Annotated in this window: 19 protein-coding genes and 11 pseudogenes; 4 read left to right on the plus strand and 26 right to left on the minus strand. The window is 72.7% G+C overall.

What is annotated here, in order from left to right; all coding sequences use genetic code 11:
- Positions 1 to 22: 22 nt before the first annotated feature.
- From uppS to hemW, 17 genes and pseudogenes are all read right to left on the minus strand, one after another.
- Positions 23 to 656 (minus strand): polyprenyl diphosphate synthase (gene uppS / locus UG55_RS03530; protein ID WP_242423684.1); only part of this gene is annotated, 634 nt, incomplete at its 5' end.
- Between the two features lies 1 nt (position 657).
- Positions 658 to 820: pseudogene (locus UG55_RS31950) on the minus strand (isoprenyl transferase); the annotation flags it as partial.
- Between the two features lie 216 nt (positions 821 to 1,036).
- Positions 1,037 to 1,744 (minus strand): annotated as a pseudogene (recO, locus tag UG55_RS03535) (DNA repair protein RecO); the annotation flags it as partial.
- Between the two features lie 79 nt (positions 1,745 to 1,823).
- A partial coding sequence (gene era, locus UG55_RS31955; protein WP_242423685.1) for a GTPase Era occupies positions 1,824 to 2,390 on the minus strand: 567 nt, incomplete at its 5' end.
- A 1-nt stretch (position 2,391) separates the two neighbouring features.
- A pseudogene (locus tag UG55_RS31960) lies at positions 2,392 to 2,681 on the minus strand (GTPase); the annotation flags it as partial.
- Between the two features lies 1 nt (position 2,682).
- Positions 2,683 to 2,741 (minus strand): annotated as a pseudogene (locus tag UG55_RS46610) (hypothetical protein); the annotation flags it as partial.
- Positions 2,741 to 3,136 carry a cytidine deaminase gene (locus UG55_RS03545; protein ID WP_066062794.1) on the minus strand — a complete coding sequence of 132 codons (396 nt, stop codon included), beginning with the start codon at positions 3,134 to 3,136 and terminating at the stop codon, positions 2,741 to 2,743. The pseudogene UG55_RS46610 and the gene UG55_RS03545, both read right to left, overlap by 1 nt.
- Positions 3,133 to 4,515 (minus strand): hemolysin family protein, encoded by a 1,383-nt coding sequence (locus UG55_RS03550; protein ID WP_066062798.1) that lies wholly within the window; start codon positions 4,513 to 4,515, stop codon positions 3,133 to 3,135. The genes UG55_RS03545 and UG55_RS03550 overlap by 4 nt, the downstream gene beginning before the upstream one ends.
- A 15-nt stretch (positions 4,516 to 4,530) precedes the next feature.
- The gene (gene ybeY, locus UG55_RS03555; protein ID WP_066062801.1) at positions 4,531 to 5,010 is read right to left on the minus strand and encodes an rRNA maturation RNase YbeY; all 480 of its coding nucleotides are present in this window, start codon (positions 5,008 to 5,010) and stop codon (positions 4,531 to 4,533) included.
- 22 nt (positions 5,011 to 5,032) lie between these two features.
- On the minus strand, positions 5,033 to 6,070 hold the full coding sequence (locus UG55_RS03560) for a PhoH family protein (protein WP_066062804.1): 1,038 nt from the start codon (positions 6,068 to 6,070) through the stop codon (positions 5,033 to 5,035).
- Positions 6,071 to 6,176: 106 nt separating this feature from the next.
- Positions 6,177 to 6,935 carry a 16S rRNA (uracil(1498)-N(3))-methyltransferase gene (locus UG55_RS03565; protein ID WP_066062808.1) on the minus strand — a complete coding sequence of 253 codons (759 nt, stop codon included), beginning with the start codon at positions 6,933 to 6,935 and terminating at the stop codon, positions 6,177 to 6,179.
- Between the two features lie 47 nt (positions 6,936 to 6,982).
- Positions 6,983 to 8,125, minus strand: a complete 1,143-nt coding sequence (gene dnaJ / locus UG55_RS03570; RefSeq protein ID WP_066062811.1) for a molecular chaperone DnaJ — start codon at positions 8,123 to 8,125, stop codon at positions 6,983 to 6,985.
- A pseudogene (locus tag UG55_RS31965) lies at positions 8,125 to 8,408 on the minus strand (heat-inducible transcriptional repressor HrcA); the annotation flags it as partial. The pseudogene UG55_RS31965 and the gene dnaJ, both read right to left, overlap by 1 nt.
- 1 nt (position 8,409) lies before the next feature.
- Positions 8,410 to 8,571, minus strand: a pseudogene (locus UG55_RS31970) (heat-inducible transcriptional repressor HrcA); the annotation flags it as partial.
- Between the two features lies 1 nt (position 8,572).
- Positions 8,573 to 8,755, minus strand: a pseudogene (locus UG55_RS31975) (heat-inducible transcriptional repressor HrcA); the annotation flags it as partial.
- Position 8,756: 1 nt separating this feature from the next.
- Positions 8,757 to 9,144, minus strand: a pseudogene (locus tag UG55_RS31980) (HrcA family transcriptional regulator); the annotation flags it as partial.
- A 190-nt stretch (positions 9,145 to 9,334) separates the two neighbouring features.
- Entirely contained in the window at positions 9,335 to 10,564 is a 1,230-nt protein-coding gene (gene hemW, locus UG55_RS03580) for a radical SAM family heme chaperone HemW (protein WP_066062816.1), read from the minus strand.
- 264 nt (positions 10,565 to 10,828) lie between these two features.
- Between hemW and UG55_RS28170 the strand changes: the two genes are divergently transcribed.
- Entirely contained in the window at positions 10,829 to 10,996 is a 168-nt protein-coding gene (locus UG55_RS28170; RefSeq protein ID WP_242423686.1) for a hypothetical protein, read from the plus strand.
- Positions 10,997 to 11,171: 175 nt separating this feature from the next.
- On the opposite strand, the gene lepA is transcribed toward UG55_RS28170, so the two are convergent.
- On the minus strand, positions 11,172 to 13,034 hold the full coding sequence (gene lepA / locus UG55_RS03590; RefSeq protein ID WP_066062821.1) for a translation elongation factor 4: 1,863 nt from the start codon (positions 13,032 to 13,034) through the stop codon (positions 11,172 to 11,174).
- A 251-nt stretch (positions 13,035 to 13,285) separates the two neighbouring features.
- Between lepA and rpsT the strand changes: the two genes are divergently transcribed.
- The gene (rpsT, locus tag UG55_RS03595; RefSeq protein ID WP_066062823.1) at positions 13,286 to 13,555 is read left to right on the plus strand and encodes a 30S ribosomal protein S20; all 270 of its coding nucleotides are present in this window, start codon (positions 13,286 to 13,288) and stop codon (positions 13,553 to 13,555) included.
- A gap of 205 nt (positions 13,556 to 13,760) precedes the next feature.
- On the opposite strand, the gene UG55_RS03600 is transcribed toward rpsT, so the two are convergent.
- From UG55_RS03600 to UG55_RS26840, 4 genes are read right to left on the minus strand one after another with little or no spacing between them, the layout of a single operon-like run.
- Positions 13,761 to 14,063 (minus strand): hypothetical protein, encoded by a 303-nt coding sequence (locus UG55_RS03600; protein WP_066062826.1) that lies wholly within the window; start codon positions 14,061 to 14,063, stop codon positions 13,761 to 13,763.
- Positions 14,060 to 15,100 (minus strand): DNA polymerase III subunit delta, encoded by a 1,041-nt coding sequence (holA, locus tag UG55_RS03605; protein WP_066063487.1) that lies wholly within the window; start codon positions 15,098 to 15,100, stop codon positions 14,060 to 14,062. The genes UG55_RS03600 and holA overlap by 4 nt, the downstream gene beginning before the upstream one ends.
- A 1-nt stretch (position 15,101) precedes the next feature.
- Positions 15,102 to 17,642, minus strand: coding sequence for a ComEC/Rec2 family competence protein (locus UG55_RS03610; protein WP_066062828.1), 2,541 nt, complete (start codon positions 17,640 to 17,642; stop codon positions 15,102 to 15,104).
- Positions 17,642 to 18,814: a ComEA family DNA-binding protein gene (locus UG55_RS26840; RefSeq protein WP_083986377.1), complete on the minus strand. Its 1,173-nt coding sequence runs from the start codon at positions 18,812 to 18,814 to the stop codon at positions 17,642 to 17,644. Before UG55_RS26840 ends, UG55_RS03610 begins: the two co-directional genes overlap by 1 nt.
- 267 nt (positions 18,815 to 19,081) lie before the next feature.
- Between UG55_RS26840 and UG55_RS31985 the strand changes: the two genes are divergently transcribed.
- Both UG55_RS31985 and UG55_RS31990 read left to right on the plus strand, forming a co-directional pair.
- On the plus strand, positions 19,082 to 19,443 hold a 362-nt coding region (locus tag UG55_RS31985; RefSeq protein ID WP_242423687.1), incomplete at its 3' end, for a YceI family protein.
- 1 nt (position 19,444) lies between these two features.
- Positions 19,445 to 19,645: pseudogene (locus tag UG55_RS31990) on the plus strand (YceI family protein); the annotation flags it as partial.
- 89 nt (positions 19,646 to 19,734) lie between these two features.
- Here the strand turns inward: UG55_RS31990 and UG55_RS03625 are convergent.
- From UG55_RS03625 to UG55_RS32000, 4 genes and pseudogenes are all read right to left on the minus strand, one after another.
- Positions 19,735 to 20,583, minus strand: a complete 849-nt coding sequence (locus UG55_RS03625) for a transglutaminase family protein (protein WP_066062834.1) — start codon at positions 20,581 to 20,583, stop codon at positions 19,735 to 19,737.
- 144 nt (positions 20,584 to 20,727) lie between these two features.
- Entirely contained in the window at positions 20,728 to 21,672 is a 945-nt protein-coding gene (locus UG55_RS03630) for an alpha-E domain-containing protein (protein WP_066062837.1), read from the minus strand.
- Positions 21,673 to 21,885: 213 nt separating this feature from the next.
- Positions 21,886 to 22,138, minus strand: a pseudogene (locus tag UG55_RS31995) (circularly permuted type 2 ATP-grasp protein); the annotation flags it as partial.
- A gap of 1 nt (position 22,139) precedes the next feature.
- A pseudogene (locus UG55_RS32000) lies at positions 22,140 to 22,545 on the minus strand (circularly permuted type 2 ATP-grasp protein); the annotation flags it as partial.

Consider the following 22,545-nt stretch of genomic DNA (forward strand, 5'->3'; position numbering starts at 1 on the left):
CGGGCCGGTGACACCGCCGTGCTCAGGCACGGTTCGCGACGATCCCGCCGTAGCGCCGGTCGCGCCGCGCGTAGTCCTCGCAGGCCAGCCAGAGGTCCCGACGGTCGAAGTCGGGCCACAGGGTGCCCACGAAGGAGAACTCCGCGTAGGCCGACTGCCACAGCAGGAAGTTGCTCAGCCGCTGCTCCCCCGAGGTGCGGATCAGCAGGTCGACGTCCGGCATGTCCGGCTCGTCGAGGTAGCGGGCGATCGTCTCCTCGTTGATGCGCTCCGGCCTCAGCAGGCCGTCACGCACGTCCCGGGCGATCGCCGCGGCGGCGTCCGCCAACTCGGCGCGCCCGCCGTAGTTCACGCACATCACCAGCGTCAGGCGGTCGTTGTCGCGGGTCCGCTCCTCCGCCGACTCCAGCCGGCGGATGACGTTTCCCCACAGCCGAGGCCGCCGGCCCGCCCAGCGGACGCGGACGCCGAGCGCGTGCATGTCCTCGATGCGCCGCCCGAACACGCCGTCGGTGAACCGCATCAGGAACGCCACCTCGTCCGGTGAGCGCTTCCAGTTCTCGGTCGAGAACGCATACACCGAAAGCCAGCGCACACCCAGCTCGATGGCGCCCTCAACGCAGTCGAACAACGAGTCCTCGCCGGCCTCGTGTCCCNTGGTCCGGGGCAGGCCGCGCAGTTTCGCCCAGCGCCCGTTGCCGTCCATGACGATCCCGACATGACGCGGGACGAGGGCCGGCGGCAGCTGCGGCGGCTGCGCTCCGGACGGGTGGGGACGCGGGTCGCGGTACCGCCTGCCCACCTCTTCACGCAGGCTCACAACCGACATCCTCTCGTCCGGGCCGGCGGCTCACCGACCGCCCCCCGCCGGCCCGGGACCACTCTGACCACCGGTCTCGCAGCACACATCCCGTCCCCGCTCCTCACACGGTTCCCCTCGCCCGCCACGCATGCCCGCGCCCGGCCCCGGGACCCGCCTCCGCGTCCACCCGGCCACCCACACTCGTGGCCCTCACGTCCGTTCAAGATGCGGCANGGCACGCAGCGCCCGTTCGAGGTGCCACTGAAGGTATGCGGCCACGACCCCCCCGGCCTCTCGCCGGGTGCGGCCATCCGTCGCCTCCGCGCCGGCCCAGTCGCCGTGCAGAAGATCGGCCAGCAGCTGCACCGCGGCCGGAGACGTCGACGCCGCACCCCGCGGTCGACATTCCGGGCACACTACGCCGCCGTTGGGAACGGACAGCGAGTGGTGCGGTCCGGGCTCCCCACAGAGCGCGCATTCGTCGAGTGCCATGCCATAACCGGAGACGGTGAGTGAGCGCAGCAGGAACGCGTCCAGGACCAGGGACGGCGCACGCTCACCGGCCGCGAGCGTGCGCAGGCCACCGACCAGCAGCAGGAACAGCCGGAAGGCGGGCTGGCGTTCCTCGCTGGTCAGACGCTCGGCCGTCTCCAGCATGACGGCCGCGGCGGTGTAGCGCGCGTACTCCAGGGCGATCGTCGCCCCGTAGGCACCGAGGATGTCCGCCTGGGTGACCGTGTCCAGCGAGCGGCCCTCGTGGAGCTGGAGGTCGACGTGGGTTCCAGGTTCCAGCCGCGCGCCGAACCGGGAGGACGTCCTGCGGACGCCCCGGGCAACCGCCCTGACCCGGCCGTTACGCCGCGTGAGCACCGTGACAATGCGGTCGGCCTCGGCGAAGGGCATGGTTCGCAGGACCACGCCCTCATCGCGATACACCGGCACGTACCCATGGTTACATGCCCGCCCCGCCGACCCGGCGGGCCGCATCCGTCCCAGCGCGCCCGGCGCTGCGCCGGACGGCTCAGAAGCCCAGCCGACGGAGCTGCCTGGGGTCCCGCTGCCAGTCCTTCGCCACCTTGACGTGCAGGTCCAGGTAGATCGGAGTGCCCAGCAGCGCCTCGATCTGGGTGCGGGCCCGGCTGCCGACGTCGCGCAGCCGCGAGCCGCCGGCCCCGATGACGATCGCCTTCTGGCTCGGCCGTTCGACGAACACGTTGACGTGGACGTCGAGCAGCGGCCGGTCCGGCGGGCGGTTCTCCCGCGGGATCATCTCCTCGACGACCACGGCCAGTGAGTGCGGCAGCTCGTCGCGCACGCCCTCCAGCGCCGCCTCACGCACCAGCTCGGCGACCATGACCTGTTCGGGCTCGTCGGTCAGCTCGCCCTCCGGATAGAGCCGCGGGCCCTCCGGCAGCCGGGCGACCAGCACGTCCGCCAGCGTGTCGGCCTGGAACGACGACACCGCGCTCACCGGGACGATCTCGGCGAAGTCCCCGAGGGCAGACACCTCCAGCAGCCGGGCGCCGACCCGGTCCGGGTCGCCGACCTTGTCGACCTTGGTCAGGATGGCCACCACGGGTGTGCGCCCNGCCAGCCGGCCGAGCTCGTCGGCGATGAAGCGGTCACCGCGGCCGACCGGCTCGTCGGCCGGCATGCAGAAACCGATCACGTCGACCTCCGACAGCGTCGCCCGCACGATGTCGTTGAGGCGCTGGCCGAGCAGCGTGCGCGGACGGTGCAGGCCCGGGGTGTCGACGAGGATGAGCTGGGCGTCCGGCCGGTGGATGATCCCCCGGATGGCGTGCCGGGTTGTCTGCGGGCGCCCTGAGGTGATCGCCACCTTGCTTCCCACCAGGGCGTTCATCAGGGTGGACTTACCNGCGTTGGGCCGCCCCACGAAGCAGGCGAAACCCGAGCGGAACCCCGTCGCCAGGTCCACTAGCTCGACGTCCGGGTGCGAGCGACGCCGTCGGGGCCGGCGAGGTACACCGGTACCCCGGCGCCGAACTCGGCGAGCATGGCCAGGTCGTCGGTGCCCACCGCGGCCGCTTCGGTGACCACCACGGCGGCCTCGAAGCGCCGGGCGCCGCTGGAGGCCGCGGCCACGACCGCGGCCCGCAGCGCCGAGGTCGCCAGGTCGGGCCGGGAGTGCCCGACGGTCGCGGCGGCGTAGGTCCGGCCGTCGGTGTCGCGCACCGCGGCACCCTCCGCGGACTGCCCGCCGGGGGTGTAGGCCCGCAGCCGGGCGGCCCGGGCCAGCACGACCAGTTTGGTGTCCTCCGCCTCCAGCGTGAGCCCGGCCGGCGGGCTGGATGGGGTGGTGGAAGCCGTCACGATGTCACCTTTCTGCTCGCGGAGCCCGGCGGGCGGCCGTCGGACTCGCCGTCGGCCTTCCGGCTCGCGCCCCTCGTCTCGCCGTCGCCGCCATCGGTGCCGCCGGCGGCGGGCGACAGCCGGCGCACGACGACCGTGCCGATCTGGTTGCGCCGGCCGGCCGCCCGTTCGGCGGACAGCCGCAGCCCGGCGACGTCGGCGGTCGCGCCCGGGATGGGCACGCGGCCGAGCGCGCTGGCGAGCAGTCCGCCCACCGTCTCGACGTCGCGGGCGCCGGGCACGTCGCCGACGCCGACGCCGAACAACTCGGCGAGATCGTCGACGTCGAGGCGCGCCGTGACCCGGGCCGTGTCCTCGTCGAGCCATTCGACCGGCGGCGCGGCGCTGTCGTACTCGTCGGTGATCTCACCGACGATCTCCTCAAGGATGTCCTCGATGGTCACCAGGCCGGCGGTGCCGCCGTACTCGTCGATGACCACGGCCATGTGGGTCCGCGAGGCCTGCATCTCGCGCAGCAGGTCGTCCGCGGGCTTGCTCTCCGGGACCAGCACGGGAGCGCGCATGATCTCGGCTACCCGGCGGCTCTCCCGGCCCTCCCGCTCCCAGCCGACCATGTCCTTGAGAAAGGCGATGCCGACGACGTCGTCGATGCTCTCGCCGATCACCGGGATGCGGGAGAAGCCGCTGCGCAGCGCCAGCGAGATCGCCTGCCGCACGGTCTTGTCCGACTCGATGAAGACCATGTCCGGGCGCGGCACCATCACCTCGCGGACGAGGGTGTCGCCGAGCTCGAAGACCGAGGCGATCATGTCGCGCTCCTCGGGCTCGATCACCTCGTTCTCCTCGGCGAGGTCGACCAGGTCACGCAGCTCCGCCTCGGAGGCGAACGGCCCGTCCCGGAAACCGGGACCGGGGGTCACCGCGTTGCCGAAGGCGATGAGCAGGCGAGGCAGCGGCCCGAAGATCCGCGCCAGCCGGATGGTGAGGCCGGCGGTCGCCAGGGACACCGCAGGGGCGTGCTGCCGCCCGAGGGTCCGGAACATCACGCCGACCAGGACGTACGCGACCAGGGTGGACACCAGCGCGCCCAGGCCGACCGCGGCGAACCCCGCCCCGTAGGCGTGGACGGCGAGGAGGGTGATGCACGCGGCGGAGACCATCTCGCCGACGATCCGCAACAGCAGCAGCAACGCGAGGTAACGCCCCGGGTCCGCCACGACCCGGCCCAGGTTCGCCGCGCCGGCCTTCCCCTGCCGGGCGAACTCCTCGACCGTCACCCGCGAGACCCTCGTCAGGGCGGCGTCGACCGCGCCGAGACCGGCGGCGGCGAGCGCCGCCACCGCGGCGATGAAGACCAGCAGGAGATCACCGGATGCCATGGCGGACCGGACTCCTCAGGAGGTGCCGGCGCCGGCCGCGGTGTCCCAGGAGGCGAGCAGGCTGTTCTGGAGCTTCCACATCTCCCGTTCCTCCTCCGGCTCCGCGTGATCGTAGCCGAGCAGGTGCAGGATGCCGTGGGTGCAAAGAATGTGAAGTTCGCGCTCCATGCCATGACCGGCCTGCGCGGCCTGTCTGCGGGCCACCTCGGGGCACAGGACGACGTCGCCGAGCAGTGTCGTCGGGTCCTCCTCCGCCGACTCCGACCAGGCCGGCTCGAACGCCTCGTCCTGCGGGAAGGCCAGCACGTCCGTCGGCCCGTCCTCGCCCATGTAGCGCACGTGCAGGTCGGTCATCGCGTCGAGCTCGACCAGCATGACCGACAGCTCCGCCAGCGGGTTGACCTTCATCGTGTCCAGGACGAACCGCGCCAGCGCTGCCAGGGTCACCTCGTCGAAGTCGGCGACGCCGGACTCGTTCGCGACGAAGACCGCCATCACAGACCCCCTTCTCCGGCGCTCACCGGCGGTCCCGCCGGGTGGCCCGGGGCGGGCGCGCGTCCGCGGCGGGTGTCGGGCCCGCCGCGTCCCAGCGCGCGTACGCGTCGACGATGTCGCTGACCAGTCGGTGCCGGACGACGTCCGTGCTGGTCAGCGTGGCGAAGTGGACGTCGCCCAGACCGTCCAGGATCTCGCGGACCACCCGCAGGCCACTGTGCGTGCCGGACGGCAGGTCAACCTGGGTGATGTCGCCGGTGACCACGATCTTCGAGCCGAAGCCGAGCCTGGTCAGGAACATCTTCATCTGTTCCGGCGAGGTGTTCTGCGCCTCGTCCAGGATGATGAAGGCGTCGTTGAGGGTTCGGCCGCGCATGTAGGCGAGCGGGGCGACCTCGATGGTGCCGCTCTGCATGAGGCGCGGGATCGAGTCCGGGTCGATCATGTCGTGCAACGCGTCGTAGAGCGGCCGAAGGTACGGGTCGATCTTCTCGTAGAGCGTGCCGGGCAGGAAGCCGAGACGCTCGCCGGCCTCGACGGCCGGCCGGGTGAGGATGATCCGGTTGACCTTCTTGGCCTGGAGTGCCTGCACCGCCTTCGCCATCGCCAGGTAGGTCTTGCCGGTACCGGCCGGGCCGATACCGAACACGATCGTGTGCTTGTCGATCGCGTCCACGTAGTGCTTCTGGTTCAGCGTCTTGGGCCGGATGGTCCGACCACGGTTCGACACGATGTTGAGGGTGAGCACCTCGACGGGCCGCTCCCCCACGCCACTGCGCAGCATCGCCACGGAGTGGTCCACGTGCTGCGGGCTGAGCTCCGTTCCGGCGTCGAGCAACGCGATCAGCTCGGAGAACAGCCGCGCGGCGACCGCGTTCTCCGCGGCCTCACCGGTGATGGTGATCTCGTTGCCGCGGACGTGGATGTCGGAGGAGAACGCCTTCTCGATCACACGAAGCAGCTGGTCCTGGTGGCCGAGCAGGCTCACCATGCTGTGCGGGCCGGGAACGACGATGCGCGTGGTCACCCGCGGGTCGGGGGAAGCGTCGGATTCGGGCATGTAATACGGCCGCCTGGGCCGATGCACCTCTCACTTCAGGGGTGGGTGAGTCGCCCGGCCGGCAGTCGCTCGAACGGCGAGGATCACCCTGCAGAAGAACCCCAGTCTATCCGGCCAGCCGACCGGCGTCGGCGAGTACCACCGCGGCTGCCACGACGCCCGCGGTGGAGGTCCGCAGCACCGTCGGGCCGAGCCGCCCCGCGACCGCGCCCGCGGCGGCGAACCGGGCGACCTCGTCGTCGGTCACGCCGCCCTCCGGGCCCACGATCAACAGGATCTCCGGGTCTCGGCCGCCCCGGTCTCCGCCCGGGGCGGAGTCGTCGCCCCCGGCTGGGTCGGCGCCCCGGGCGGCGTCGGCGCGCACCGGCCGGGCGAGGCCGGCCAGCGGCGTCGACGCCGTCTCGTGCAGGACGACGGCGAGGTGCGCTCGCCGCACCCGCTCGGCGAGTGCGCCGGTGGTCACCAGAGCACCGACCTGCGGCCAGACCAGCCGGCGTGACTGCTTCGCGGCCTCGCGCGCCGTGCGGACCCAGCGGCTCCGGGAGCGCTCCCCGCGCTCGCCGTCCCAGCGGACCACACAGCGCGCCGCCGCCCACGGCACGATCTCGTCGACGCCCACCTCGGTCAGCATCTCGACCGCCTGCTCGGCGCGGTCGCCCTTGGCCAGTGCCTGGACCACGACCAGCCGCGGGGCCGCAGCACCCACCGCCCGCCGGCGCAGGACCACGCATTCGAGCTCGTCCCGGCCGACCGACCGGACCGCACACTCCAGCGCGCTGCCAGCCCCGTCGGTGACATCCAGGCGCTCGCCCACCCGCAGCCGCCGCACGGTGGCCGCGTGCCGGCCCTCCGGGCCGGCCAGCACGAAGGCGTCAGCCGTCGGCAGCGGGTCCAGGTGGAAGACGGGTGCGGTCAGCGGTTGCGCCGACCACTACGGCGCCGGGAGAACAGACCCGACCCGCCGGCGGAGCCGCCCACGACCGCGGGAGTCTCCTCCTCCCGCAGCTTGGCCAGCTCCCGGAGCAACCGCTCCTGCTCGGGGTCAAGCTTCGTCGGCGTCTCGACCACGATGTGGATGTGCAGGTGGCCGCGCCCGACCGCGCGCAGGTGCGGGACACCGCGCCCGGCGAGCCTGATCACCTCGCCGGGCTGGGTGCCCGGCTTCACCGTGATCGTCTCGGACCCGTCGAGGGTCTCCAGCGTCGCCATCGTGCCCAGCGCCGCCGCGGTCATCGGCAGCCGCAGGTCGCAGTGCAGGTCGTCGCCCTCCCGGGTGAAGACCGCGTGCTGGCGCTCGGAGACCTCCACGTACAGGTCGCCGGCCGGCCCGCCGCCGGGCCCCACCTCGCCCTCGCCGGACAGGCGGATGCGCATGCCGTCCTCGACCCCCGAGGGGATCTTCACCGTCAGCGTGCGCCGCTTCCGCACCCGGCCGTCACCCGAGCAGTCCCGGCACGGGTGCTCGATGACGGTTCCGGTGCCGGAGCACCGCGGGCACGGTCGGGACGTCACCATCTGGCCGAGGAACGAGCGGGTCACCTGCTGGACCTCGCCACGGCCGTGGCAGGTCGAACAGGTGGACGGCTGCGTTCCCTGGGCGGCACCCGCGCCGGAGCACGTCGAGCACACCACGGCCGTGTCGACGGTGATGTCCCGCGTCGCGCCGAAGGCGGTCTCGGCCAGGTCGAGCTCCAGGCGCAGCAACGCGTCGTTGCCGCGCCGCACCCGCGAGCGCGGGCCACGGCTCGCGCCGCCGCCGAAGAACGCGTCCATGATGTCGCCGAGACCGCCGAAGCCGGCACCGAACGGCGAACCGGCGCCGGCGGCGCCGCCGCCGGGCGCGAGCGGGTCGCCGCCGAGGTCGACGATCTGACGCTTCTCGGGGTCCGAGAGGACCTCGTAGGCGTTCGTCACGTTCCGGAACCGCTGCTGCGCCTCCGGATCCGGATTCACATCCGGATGCAGCTCGCGAGCCAGCTTGCGGTAGGCCCGCTTGATCTCGTCACCGGTGGCGTCACGTTGCACACCGAGCGTCGCGTAATAGTCCACTGCCATCAGTCGGCACCCAAGAGTTCACCCACGTACTTGGCGACGGCCCGTACAGCCGCCATCGTTCCCGGATAGTCCATCCGCATCGGGCCGACAACTCCCATTCCGCCGAGTGCGGCCGGGCCGAGACCGTACCCGGTGGCGACGACGGACGTCGACCGCAGGGCATCGACATCGGTCTCGCGTCCGATGCGCACAGTCACAGTACCGGTCTCCCGGGCTGAACCGATCAGTTTGAGAAGCACCACCTGCTCCTCGAGTGCTTCCAGGATGAAGCGCAACGAGTCGGNGAAGTCCACCGAGGCCCGGGTGAGGTTGGCGGTGCCGGCCAGCGCGACCCGCTCCTCCTGACGTTCCAGCAGGGCTTCGAGCACGACCGTGGTCAGCGTCGTCAGGTGCGGACGCAGATCTGGACGGACCGTATCGGGCAGGTCCGCGGCGGCCTCGGTGGCNTCCGCCATCCGCCGGCCGCGCAGCGACCCGTTGAGCACTCCTCGCAGCTCCCCGACGACGCCGTCGTCGACCGGCGTGGGAATGTCGACGACCCGCTGCTCGACCCGCCCGGTGTCGGTGATGAGGACCAGGAGCAGCTTGTTCGGATTGAGCGTGACGATCTCGATGTGCCGCACGCTGCTGNACGACAGCGAGGGGTACTGCACCACCGCCACCTGCCTGGTGAGCTGCGCGAGCAGCCGCACCGACCGGCGCACCACGTCGTCGAGGTCGACGGCGCCCTCCAGGAAGCTCTGGATGGCCCTGCGCTCGGCCCGTGACAGCGGCTTGACGCCGGAGAGCCGGTCGACGAAGAGGCGGTAGCCCTTGTCCGTCGGGATGCGGCCCGCGCTCGTATGCGGCTGTGTGATGTAGCCCTCTTCCTCCAGGGCAGACATGTCGTTACGCACCGTGGCGGGCGAAACCCCCAGGGCATGCCGCTCGGCCAACGTCTTGGACCCCACCGGCTCGTTGCTGAGCACGAAGTCCTCGACGATCGCCCGCAGCACCTCCAGGCGCCGTTCCTCCAGCACGCGACCACACCCCCTTCGCCGGATCCGTCAGCCAGGCGGGGCTGGCGGCGTGTCGGACCGGTCACCCCGCCCTGGCACTCTGCCGCCGTGAGTGCCAAGTGTAGCTTCCCGCCCAGGCCGGGGGAGCCATCGTGACCAGACCCGCGTCCGGCGACACCGGTCCGCCGGCGGCCGCAGGCCGGGCAGCGCGTCAGTCGGGGAGCAGCGCACGCACCACGGTGTCCGTGAGCAGCCGACCACGAGATGTCAACGTCACCCGCCCCGCCTGGAGCTCCGGCCCGGCGACGAGGCCGTCCGCCACGAGTACGCGGGCCGCGGCCAGCCCGCGCTCGCACAACGCGTCCACGCCGAGGCCCTCCACGAGCCGGACGCCGAGCATCACCCGTTCGACCCGGCGCGCGGCCGGGTCGAGCACCTCACGGGCCGCCGCGGGGCTGCGCCCGGCGCCCACCCGCGTCGTGTACTCGACCGGGTGCCGGACGTTCCACCACCGGACCCCGCCGACATGGCTGTGCGCGCCCGGGCCCAGCCCCCACCAGTCGTCCCCGCGCCAGTAGCCCATGTTGTGCCGGCACCAGGAGTCCTGGCCGCGGGACCAGTTGCTGATCTCGTAGTTGCGCAGCCCGGCCGCGGTGAACGCCTCGTCCGCCTGCAGGTAGCGATCCGCCAGCAGGTCGTCGTCCGGCTCCAGCAGCTCGCCCCGGCGGACCCGCCGGGACAGCTTCGTGCCCTCCTCGACCGTCAGGGCGTAGGCACTGACGTGGTTCGGTTCGAGCCCGATCACCGTGTCCAGGCTCGCCGCCCAGTCGGTCTCCGACTCCCCCGGCGCCCCGTAGATCAGGTCGAGGCTCAGCTGGTCGAACCCGGCCCGCCGGGCCCAGCCGACCACGTCGGCGACCCGGCCGGGCGAGTGCTGGCGGTCGAGCGCGGCGAGCACGTGCGCGCGGGCGCTCTGCATACCGAGGGAGATCCGGGTGAACCCGCTCGCCCGCAGATGCTCCAGCGCCTCCAGGTCGACCGACTCCGGATTCGCCTCGGTGGTGACCTCGGCGCCGGGAAGCAGGCCGAAGGTGTCATCCAGGATTCGCAGCACCTTGGCCAGATCGGCCGCCGGCAACAGGGTCGGGGTGCCGCCGCCCACGAAGACCGTCGAGACGGGCAGTTCCCGCTCGCCCAGCACCGCGCGGGCCAGTCGGGCCTCGGTGGCGATGGAATCCACGAAGGAGGCGGCTCCACCCTGGCCGCCCGCGCCGAGCTCGGCCGGCGTGTAGGTGTTGAAGTCGCAGTAGCCGCAGCGGGCCGCGCAGTACGGGACGTGCACGTAGACGCCGAAGGGCCGGGTACCGACCTCGGCCAGCGCCGCATCGGGGAGCGCGCCGTCGACGGGCGCCGGCGCCCCTTCGAGAGGCTTGGATGGCATGACCCCAGTGTGCTCCCTACGAGTACCGAGACCGCAACGCTCTGTTTGTCAACTGGTCTCTCGGCCGTCGCCCGATCATCATCAGACGACATCTGGACCAGTATCAGACAAGACGGCCCGCATGCCGCCCGAATGCGCCATCCGGGGCCCCGATCGCGGCCGATCCGCTCCAGAACCCGCGTTTGCGGTCTGTTGACAATCGTAGGGCCAAACCATGGGCAACCGGTCATGGTTCAGTCGTGGTGGTTGCGAAATGATCCGACCATGCAGGAGGAGCTCACCAGTGGAATCGTGACCATCGAGGAACTGCTACCACCACGAACCACCGAGTACCGCTCGGGATCCGTCCTGGCTCTCGGTTTCGCCGAGGCGGAGCCGGCCACCGAACCCATCCGGCTTCCCCGGGTCTCTCCGGTCGCCGAATCCGCCTGACGTCCGACCAGGACGTTGACCGCCCCGGTCGTCCCGACGCGGGCGGATCCGGCGGCCGGGGCCCGGCGCAGGCCGCCGACGCGCAGGTGCCGGGTCCGCCGCCGGACCGGCGGGTAGGCGGGGTGCCGAGGCGGGGCCCGTCAGCGACGGGCCGCCGCCGGGCGGGCTCCCCCGGTCAGCGGCCGGTCTTCGGAGCCGGCGCCTTGGCCGTGCTGTCCGTCGTGGACAGCGCGGCGATGAACGCCTCCTGCGGAACCTCCACCCGCCCGATGGTCTTCATCCGCTTCTTGCCCTCCTTCTGCTTCTCCAGCAGCTTCCGCTTCCGGGAGATGTCGCCGCCGTAGCACTTGGCGAGCACGTCCTTGCGGATGGCGCGGATGTTCTCCCGCGCGATGATCCGGCTGCCGATCGCGGCCTGGATCGGCACCTCGAACTGCTGACGGGGAATCAGTTCACGGAGTTTCGAGGTCATCGCGACCCCGTACGAGTAGGCCTTCTCCCGGTGCACGATCGCCGAGAACGCGTCGACGGCTTCCCCCTGCAGGAGGATGTCCACCTTGACGAGATCGGACGTCTGCTCGCCGGCGGGCTCGTAGTCCAGGCTCGCGTATCCGCGGGTGCGGGACTTCAACGCGTCGAAGAAGTCAAAAATGATCTCCCCGAGGGGGAGCGTGTACTTCAGCTCCACCCGGTCCGTGGAGATGTAGTCCATACCCCCCAGCACGCCGCGACGCCCCTGGCACAGCTCCATCACGGCGCCGACGAAGTCGGTCGGCAGCAGGAGCATGGCCTCCACCACCGGCTCGTACACTTCGGCGATCTTGCCGCCGGGCCAGTCGCTGGGGTTGGTCACCGTGACCTCGGAACCGTCCTCCATGACCACGCGGTAGACCACGTTCGGCGCCGTCGAGATGAGCGTGAGATCGAACTCCCGCTCCAGCCGCTCACGGACGATCTCCAGGTGCAGCAGGCCCAGGAACCCGCAGCGGAAGCCGAAGCCGAGCGCCGCCGAAGTCTCCGGCTCGAAGGTGAGCGCCGCGTCGTTGAGCTGCAGCTTGTCCAGCGCCTCGCGCAGCGCCGGGTACTCGCTGCCGTCCAGGGGATACAGGCCCGAGTAGACCATCGGGCGCGGATCGCGGTACCCGCCGAGCATTTCGGTCGCGGGGTTGCGCGCCGAAGTCATGGTGTCCCCGACCCGGGCCTGGCGGACGTCCTTCACCCCGGGGATGACATAGCCGACCTCGCCGGCGGACAGCGACCCGGTCGGGACCGGGTCCGGGGAGATGACACCGACCTCGAGCGTCTCGTGGCTGGCCCCGGTGGACATCATCAGGCAGCGGTTGCGGGTCGTGATGGTTCCGTCCACGACCCGGACGTAGGTGATCACACCGCGGTAGATGTCGTACACACTGTCGAAGATCATGGCGCGGGGCGGGCCGTCCGGGTCGCCGGCCGGCGGCGGGACCCGGCGGACGATCTCGTTGAGCAGCTCCGGGACGCCCTGACCCGTCTTGCCGGAGACCTGCAGGACCTCGCCCGGGTCGCAACCGATGATCGACGCGATCTCCGCGGCGTACTTCTCGGGCTGCGCCGCCGGAAGATCGATCTTGTTCAGCACCGGGATGATCGTGAGGTCGTTCTCGATCGCCAGATAGAGGTTCGCCAGCGTCTGCGCCTCGATGCCCTGGGCCGCGTCGACCAGCAGGACGGCGCCCTCGCAGGCGGCGAGCGAACGACTCACCTCATAGGTGAAGTCGACGTGGCCCGGCGTGTCGATGAGATGCAGGATGTAGCCCCTGCCGTCGTCGGCCTGCCAGGGCAGTCGGACGTTCTGCGCCTTGATCGTGATGCCGCGCTCGCGCTCGATGTCCATCCGGTCGAGGTACTGGGCGCGCATGTTGCGTGCCTCGACCACGCCGGTCACACCCAGCATCCGGTCGGCCAGGGTGGACTTGCCGTGGTCGATGTGGGCGATGATGCAGAAGTTGCGGATCGACGCCGGGTCGACGCCGGATGCCTCGTGCGGTGCTTCGGACACGCGGGCTGGTCTCGTTTCGCTGCTCGTCGGTCGGTCGCGCGCTGTCTCGCGTCCTTCATCGTGCCAGGCGTCCATCGTGCCAGGCACCGGCCGGCGCGGCGGGCGCGGCCCGCGCCCCCGCACGCACCCCCGGACGCCGTTTGATAAGGTCAGTGACGCTTCGCCGTGGGCCCTGGTTGGGGTGGACTGATTCTTCTGCACGGCGGGCCACACCCGTACCATCCCGACTCGACACCCAGAGGTTTCTCCGCGTGGCCAACATCAAGTCGCAGATCAAGCGCAACCTCACCAACGAGAAGCGACGGCTGCGCAACAAGGCTGTGAAGTCCGAGCTCAAGACGCATGTCCGCCGCTTCCGCGACGCCGTCGAGGCCGGCGACGCCGAGCGCGCCGAGAGCGCCTTCCGCATCGCCGCCAAGAAGCTGGACAAGGCCGCCAGCAAGGGTGTCATCCACCCGAACCAGGCCGCCAACCGCAAGTCTGCGATGGCCAAGGCGAACGCGGGCATCGGCGCCTCCTGACGCAGCCCGCCGGAGACGGCAGCCGGGATTCCCCGCAGGTCGGGGGACCCGGCTTTTGCCGTTCCGGGCCGGTTCCGGCGTTCCGGGCCGAGGTTCCGGCGTTCCGGCGTTCCGGGCCGAGGTTTCCGGGTTGAGGTTCCGCGCCGGCTCTCCGCTCGCCGGTGGGCGCCCCGGCGCCCCGTTCGGCCCGGGTCCGCCAGATCGGTCAGTTCGCCCGGTGAGCGGTCGGGGCAGCAGCCCGGTTCGTCGGTCCCAGCAGGCGCTCGAGCGTCTCGGCGTAGGCCACGAGCGCGATGACGGCCAGCGGGAGCAGGAGCAGCACCCAGGCGCTTGCCAGGTCCCCCATCGCGATCACCAGGGTCACCAGCGCCGTGACGGTGCCGAGCAGCCCACGCATCCAGCCGGCCGGCAGCACGCGCAGGCCGAACAGGCCGCCGGGTGGCAGATCATCGTCCGCCGGGGCGGCACCGCGCTCGCGGGGCCCGCCCGCTCCGTCGGAGTCGTTCATCGCCCTCGTCCTCCCCGGCCGGCGAACTCGCCGCGGCCACCTCGGCCCTCCGATCCGACCGACCGGCCCCGTGCCAGCACCACCTCGTGCAGCAGACGTTCCAGCGCGTAGCCGGCGTCCACGGCCGCGCCCTTCACTCCGGCGTCGGCGACCGCGACGGCCTGGATCGCCCGCGACAGCCCGGCGTCCGACCAGCTCCGGGCCGCGCGCTGCGCGCGCTCCACCTTCCAGTCCGGCATTCCCAGCGCTTTGGCGACGTCCCACTTGGAGCCACCGCCGACGCTCGAGACGCGGGCCAGGTCGCGCAGCCCGCCCGCGATCGCGCTCGTGATCAGCACGGGAGCCGTGCCGCCGTCGAGGGCCTGCCGCAGCAGGGTGAGCGCACCGGCGAGATCACCACCGATGGCCGCGTCCGCGACCGCGAAGCCGCTCGTCTCGGCCCGCCCGCGGTGGTAGCGCCCCACCGCGGACCCGTCGATGACGCCGTCGGTGTCCGCGACGAGCTGGTCGCACACGGCCGCGATCTCCCGCAGGTCGCCGCCGACGGCGTCGAGCAGCATCCCGACCGCGTCGTCCGTCATCTTGCCCCCGAGCCGACGGATCTCGGCGACGACGAAGTCATGACGGTCACGCGGACGAGTGATCTTCGCGGCGGGGATGACCCGTGCGCCGGCCTTCTTCATGGCGTCGACCAGCTTGCGGTTCTTCACCGCGCCGCTGTGGACCACGACCAGGGTGACATCGTCCAGCGGGCGTTCGACATAGGCCAACAGCGCGTCGCGCAGGTCCTCGGGCAGCTCCGCCGCCCCCCGGACCACGAGCACCCGGCCGCCGCCGAACATCGAGGAGGCACCGAGATCGATCATGTCCGCCTCGGTGAGCTCGCCCGGCGCCCGGTCGACGACCTCGACCTCGGGATCGCGACGCCGCGCGGCGTCGAGCACCTCCCGGACGGCACGAGAAACGAGGAGGTCCTCGTCGCCGCTCACGACGACGAGTGGCGGGGGAGCGGCGACGGACGGCACGCGGATCAGCATGTCATGCCGGCGCCCGCCTCTGACTCCCACCGGGCCGGCGCGCCACCACACCCACCTGCCCCGCCGACCCGCGCACGACAGCGACCGCGCCGTGCAGGTCGGTGCGGGCGACGGTCATCCCGGCGGCGCGCAGCCCGGCGACCGTCGCCGGAGCCGGGTGCCCGTAGCTGTTCCCCGCCGCGACGCTGATGACCGCCACCGCGGCCCCGGTGTCGGTGAGGAACTCCGGTGTCTGCTCCGCGGCGCCGTGGTGAGCGACCTTGAGCACGTCCACCGTGACCGGCCCCCGCCGCGCGACCTGGCGCTGTTCCGGCAGCTCGGCATCGCCGGAAAGCAGCATCGTGACCCCGGCGACCTCGGCGAGCAGCACGAGACTGGCGTTGTTCGGATCACTGGCCGTCCCCCGGGGCACCCGCTCCGGCCCGATCACCCGCCAGCGGACGTCCCCGGCCGTGCCGGCGGAGCCGGCCAGCACCGGGCGGACCTGAACCCCGGCGGCGCGGGCCGCCCGCTGGACGCCGGCCCACTGCTCCGCGGGTTCGGGCAAGGGACTCACGACGATCTCCCCGACCGGGAGTCGCCCCACCACCCCGCTCAGCCCGCCCGCGTGGTCGGCGTGCAGATGACTCAGGATCAGGACCGGCACTCTCCGCACCCCGAGGCCGTTCAGGCATGCCTCGATCAGTTCCGGGTCGGGCCCGACGTCGACCAGGACCGCCGAACCGTGCCCGGCCTGCAGCACCAGGCCGTCGCCCTGGCCCACGTCGCAGGCCACCAGCCGCCACCCCGGCGGAGGCCAGCCGGTCAGGCGCGGCACCAGCAGCAGCCGGGCCAGCAGCAGGCCCACCACGCCGGCGGCGAGCAGCCGGCGGGTCGGCCGCCGGCGGGCCAGCGCCACCGCCAGCGCGACCGCGGCAAGCGCCGTGAGTGCCCCGAGCGGCCCGGCCGGCCACCCGACGGTCGCCCCCGGTATACCTGCCGCCCTGCCCGCGACCAGCACGATCCAGCGACAGGGCAACCCCGCCAGGCGGGCCACGGTCTCGGCGGCGGGCAGGTGCACCGTCGCCACCGTGATCGTGAGCAGCCCCAGCACGGTGGCCGGCGCCACCGCGGGCGCGGCGACCACGTTCGCGGGGATGGCTATCAAGCTGACTCCCCCACCGAGCCACGCCAGCACCGGGGTGCAGGCGCACTGGGCCGCCGCGGCGACAGCCACGGCCTCGGCGACGCGGCCGGCGGCACCGGTGAACCTGGGCGAGGCCCGCGGCCGCCGGGCGGCGACCCGCCGTTCCAGGGCGTCGCACCACCCCGGACCCCACACCACCATGCCCGCCGTGGCGAGCACCGAGAGGGCGAACCCCGCGGACAGCGCGAAGGCGGGATCGGCCAGGATGACGGCTACCACGGTGGTTGCCAGGGCCGCCAGCACCGCGCGCGGGCGACCCAGGGCCAGCGCCGCCAGACCGACCAGGCCCATCGCGCCCGCCCGGACCACGCTCGCGGACGGGCGGGCCAGGATCACGAAGCCGACGAGCGCGGCTGCCGCCGCGAGTGCCCTGGACCGCCCCCCGAGCCTCGTCCGGCCGAGCAGGACGAGCACGGTGCCTGTCGTTATTGCCACATTGGCGCCGGAAACCGCGGTGAGATGGCTGAGGCCAGCGGCCTGGAAGTCGCCCTTGAGGCCCGGGTCGAGGCGTGCGGTGTCCCCGACGACGAGGGCCGGGAGCAGCCCGCCCGCCGGTTGCGGCACCACGGCCGCGGCCGCCCGCAGCCGCTCCCGCAGCCATCCGGCCACCCGCTGCGCGGCGGGCGGCCGGCCGTGCGGCCGGGGCGGCGCCCGGGCGAACAGGACCGCGGCGATGGTGTCCCCGGAGCGCGGGGGCGCCAACGTGCCACGCACGCCGAGCCGCTGACCCGGCAGGAACGCCGCGAGGTCATCGGCCCGGCCGACCACGAGCACCGGAACCGACGCCCGGAACCGCTGGCCCGGCCCCGTCACCGTCTCCAGACGTGCCCGGGCGGTGGCCGACGGGCCGCCGCCGCCCGGTCGGCCCGGCCCGGCGCCCGAGACACCCGCCCTCGGCTGGGAGACCCGGGGATCGTCGGTGAGGACGACGACCGCGTCGACGGTCCGCTGAGCCCGGGCCATCACCGCGAGCGGCCCGGTGGACCGAACGGTGCCCGCCACGCCCGCGACGAGTACCCCGGCCGCGAAGAAGGCCACGGCGACACACACCGTCAGCGGCGGCCCGGCCACACCGGCCCGGTCGGTGGTTCCCACGGCTCCCATGGCTCCCGCGGTACCTGGGGGGCCCGCGGGGCCGGGTTGGCGGCGCAGGCAGGCGGCGACCACCGCGAACACACAGCCGACGAGCAGGACCGCGGTGCCCACCAGCAGCCAGGGCCCGGGCACCCAGCGACCGGCCAGGGCCGCGCCGCCCCAGACCGCGGCGGCCGGAACGGCCAGGCGCAGATCGAGCGGGCCCCCGCGCGGGACGTCCCGGGGCAGGCCGAGACCCGACTCCATCGCGACCGAAACCATCAGACGGTCACCAGTGGCAGCAGATCCGCAAGCCGCCGGTCGCCGAGGCCGCTGACCTCGCCCAGTTGGTCGGGTGAGGTGAAGGGCCCGTTGGCCGCCCGCCAGTCGACGATCCGCTGTGCCAGGACCGGGCCGACACCTGGGAGTTCGTCGAGCTGACCGACGGTGGCCGCGTTGAGGTCGAGGGGACGCCCACGGCCCGCGGCCGCGCCCTCCGACGGGCTGGTGCCCGCCCCGATCGCGGCCGGCGGCGGGGCCGGCCCGGCCCGCCCGTCGACGAGGATCTGTTCGCCGTCGACGAGGACCCGCGCCAGCGCCAGCCCGGTCGTGTCGGTGCCCGGCAACGCTCCCCCGGCCAGGGTCAGAGCGTCGACGACCCGCGACCCGGGCGACAGCCGCACCACCCCCGGCCGCAGGACGCGCCCGGCGACGTCGACGACGATCTCGCCCTCGGCGTCCGGACCGTTGCTCACCTGGCCGGGGTTCTGACCCGCGGAGACCTGCCCGGCGGTGGCCCCGGCGGTCGGCCGCCACGTGGCGGAGACCTCTGCTGCCGGCACCGCGGAGACCGTCGAGCCCGACCGGGCGGGCGGGCTCGCGGTCAGCTCCACCGGCCGGTCACGCCAGCTCAGCCAGCCGGCAACCGCGGCCGCGGCCACAGCCACCACGACGAGCACGAGGGCGGTTCGCGCGCTCGGCGCGAACACCGCATGCCGAAGCGGGGCCGGCAGGTGCTCGGACATCCGACGGTGCCGCGGGGCTCGGCCGCGCCCGGCGCCGCCACCCCGGTCCAGCCGGTCCGCGTCGCCGCCCGCGGCCGCGCCGGCATCGAGCGGGCCGGCATCGAGCGGGCCGGCGGCGTCGTCATCCCAGGCCGCGGTGTCGTCATCCCAACGGGTGTCGTCATCCCAACGGGTGGTGTCATCGTCCCAGGCCGCCCGGTCGTCGTCCCAGCGAGTGGTGTCGTCATCCCAGCCCGCGCTGGCGCCGGACCAGTCGGTGTCGTCGGGCCACCTGCCGGCACGCTCGTGGGCGGGCGCACCGAGCGGGTCGACGCCCGCGCCGGGTTGACGGCGGGGAGGCGGCGGCTCTCCCCGGGGTCGGGCCAACGGTGCGGTCGAGGCGTCACCCGCACCGCCTCGGGGCCCCTGATGCGATGGACGCTGGTTCATGCACGCACCGTAGAAACCGCACGGACGGAACGGCGTCACCCGAGCACACCTGTGGACAGCCACTTCTCATCCACAGGGCCGGGTCCACAGGACGGGAATGAGCCCGTCACCGCATTTGTTGAGGGCTCAAGTATCCTGTTGCAGGGACAACGGGTCAGGCGCGTCGGAACCCGACCGGCCAGCCAGCCGGCAGCCCGACCAGCCCGCGACCCGCGCAGCAGGCGACCAGCACAGATCCGCGATCGCACAGCCCGGAGGAGACGCACCATGACAGCTCCAGCCAGCACCCTCACCGACCTCACCGGCACCTGGACGCTCGACCCCGCTCACACCCGGATCGGCTTCGCCGCGCGGCACGCGATGGTGACCACCGTGCGCGGACAGTTCACCGGCGTGCAGGGAACCCTCGAGCTCGACGGCGCGAACCCGACCGCCTCCAGCGCGAGCGTGACCATCGAGACCGCCAGCTTCGACAGCGGCGTCGCAGACCGGGACGCCCATGTGAAGTCGGCCGACCTGCTCGACGTCGAGCGGTTCCCGACCATCACCTTCGCCAGCACCGGCGCGAAGACCGGCGCGGACGAGGACAGCTACGTGCTCTCCGGGGACCTCACCATCCGCGGGGTGACNCGGCCCGTGGAGATCGCGATCACCTTCGAGGGCAGCTCCAAGGACCCGTTCGGCAACATCCGGGCCGGCTTCACCGGCACCACGAGCATCAGCCGCAAGGACTTCGACATCACCTTCAACGCCGTGCTGGAGACCGGCGGCGTGCTCATCAGCGACAAGATCAAGATCGAGTTGGACGTCTCGGCCATCAAGACCGGCTGAACGGCCTGCTCAGGCCGCCCCGGGGCACTCGGCCCCGGGGCGCTGGGCGGCCAGCCCGGGCCCCGCGGCGCCGGGCCACCGACCTCCGCTCAGCCCAGGCGGGTGACCGCGACGGTCACACCCAGCGAGGTCGACGTCCCACCGGAGTACACCCCCAACATCGGCGGGACGTCGTGGTAGTCGCGCCCACGGGCGACGAGGACGTGCTGCTCCCCGGCCGGGACGCCGTTGGTCGGGTCGTAGCCCCACCAGTCCCCCAGCCACGCCTCCACCCAGGCGTGACTCTGGCCGCTGACGGTCTCCCCCACCTCGGCCTCCGCCGACGGGTGCTGGTAGCCCGACACGTACCGGGCGGGAACGCCCGCCGCCCGCATCAGCACCAGCGCCAGGTGGGCGAAGTCCTGGCAGACGCCGACTCCCTGCTGCCAGGCCTCGACCGCCGAGGTTCGCACCTCGGTGGTCCCGGGCTGGTAGCTCAGCTTCTCGCGCACCCAGTCGCCGACTGCGGGCACGAAGTCCGCGGGGCTGCTGTGGGCGGCCGCGAGCTCCCTCGCCGCCGCGAGGAGCTCGGGATGCTCCGGGGTCGAGGCGGTGGGCCGGACGAACTCGACGAACTGGTCGGCGAGGCTCTCGTCGGTGAGCTGGTCCCAGCTGGGCACGTCGACCGGCCGCTGCGGTGCGGGCGAGGTCTGCACCACCGAGCGCCCCGTGACGATCAGTTCGGTGTGCGGGGTGTGCAGGTCGAAGGCGGTGACCTGGGTTCCCCAGTAGTCCCAGTACCGGTAGGTGGACGCCGCCGGCTCGGTGCGGACCATTGCTTCCAGGGTGAGCTGCCGGTCGCCGGTCTGGGGGATGATCCGCACCTCGTTGTACGAGGAGACCACCGGGCTCGCGTACCGGTACCCCGTCGAGTGCTCGATGCGGATCTGCCAGCTCATCTTCGCGTTTCTCCTCGTCTCCCGGCGCCTGTCCCCGGCGGGTGTCCCCCCGGTGCCTCCCCCGACGCCTCCCCCGACGCCTGTCTACCGGCGGCGGTCTCCCGTCCTCCCGGTCCTTCTCACACCGACGGCTCACACCGACGGTCAGGCCGGCACCTCGCTGGCCCAGGTGGGCGGGGTCTCCCGGGCGAAGTAGCGGCCCGTCACGGCCGCGCTGACGGCGGAGCAGGTCCGTTGCAGGGCGGCGAGCAGGTCGGGCATCTCGGCCACGAGCTCGTCGATGCCGCGGAACTCCAGTTCCGTCCGGGCCCGGCCGACGGTCCGGCGGGCGGCGTCGTCGACGGTCGCCCGGGCCAGACCGCGCCCGGTGTCCAGCTCGGCCAGGATCTGCTCCGCCAACGCCAGCGACCAGTAGATGGACCGCGGGAAGAGCCGGTCCAGCAGCAGGAACTCCGAGACCCGGGCCGAGTCCACGGCCCGCCGGTAGGTCCGCAGGTAGGACTCGTGCGCGCCGCAGGAACGCAGCAGACTGATCCAGCTCTGCGAGTTCGGGTCGTCGCTGATGCTGGACGACAGCAGCCGGGCCGTCATGTCGACCCGCTCCAGGCTCCGGCCGAGCACGAGGAAGCGCCAACCGTCGTCACGCGCCAGGGTCGCGTCGACCAGGCCGGCAAGCATCGCCGTGCGCTCACGCACGTAGCGGAAGTAGACGTGCGGGCCCATGCGGCGGGCGAGCTCCTCGGTGTGGGGCAGCTCGTTCCAGGTGGCGTTCAGGCACTCCCAGACCTCGCTGGAGACCACAACGCGGGCACCGCGCGCGTTCTCCCGCGCGGCGGAGAGCGCCCCACGGATGCTGGACGGATTCGCGGCCTCGTAGGCGAGCACCTCGGTCACGTAGCGGGAGTCCGCCGGCTCGGACCGGTCCACCACCCCCATGACCGCGAGCAGCTCGGCGCCGGCGGACGTCTCGTCAAGCCAGGGGTCCTCCAGCACCCGGTGGACGTGGACGTCGAGGATCCGGGCGGTGCACTCGGCCCGCTCGGCGTAGCGGCCGATCCAGAACAGCGACTCGGCGATGCGGCTCAGCACGGGTTCGCCTCCCGCGGGCCGCTCGCACGCGGCCGCTCGGACTGCTGTTGCCGCTGGTCCTCAGCCTGCTGTTGCTGCCCGGCCTGCTGTTGCTGCTGCTGCTCGGACTGCTGTTGTTGCTGCTCGTCGGACGAGTGTGGGCCGAGGTCCGGGCCGGGCGCCACCGACGGGGACTGCCCGGAGCGCCGGCGCCGCGGCTCGGCGTCCTCCTGNGGCAGCCGGTCGGGGGCGAGCACCCAGGTGTCCTTGGAACCACCACCCTGGCTGGAGTTCACGACCAGGCTGCCCCGGGGCAGCGCCACCCGGGTCAGCCCGCCGGGCAGGACCCAGATCCGGTTCCCGTCGTTGACGGCGAAGGGCCGCAGGTCGACGTGCCGGGGGCCGAGCCTGTCCCCCGCGAGGGTCGGCGAGGTGGAGAGCTTCACCACCGGCTGCGCGATCCAGCCGCGGGGGTCCGCCAGCACCCNGGCGCGAAGCTCGACCAGCTCGGCCTCGGTCGCCTGCGGACCGATGACGATCCCCTTGCCGCCGGAGCCGTCCACCGGCTTGACCACCAGGGTGCTCAGGTTGTCCAGCACATGCGCGCGCTGGTCGGGGTCCTCCAGCCGGTAGGTGTCGATGTTGCGGAGGACCGGTTCCTCGCCCAGGTAGTACCGGATGAGATCCGGGACGTAGGTGTACATCAGCTTGTCATCGGCCACGCCGTTCCCGACCGCGTTGGCGACCGTGACGTTGCCGGCCCGGGCCGCGTTGAGCAGGCCGGCACAGCCGACCATCGACTCGGGCCGGAAGTGCAGCGGGTCGAGCCAGTCGTCGTCGATCCGACGGTAGATCACGTGGACGGCCTGGGCGCCCTCCGTCGTGCGCATCGTC

Source organism: Frankia sp. EI5c, from assembly GCF_001636565.1.
In the GTDB taxonomy this organism is placed as follows: domain Bacteria; phylum Actinomycetota; class Actinomycetes; order Frankiales; family Frankiaceae; genus Parafrankia.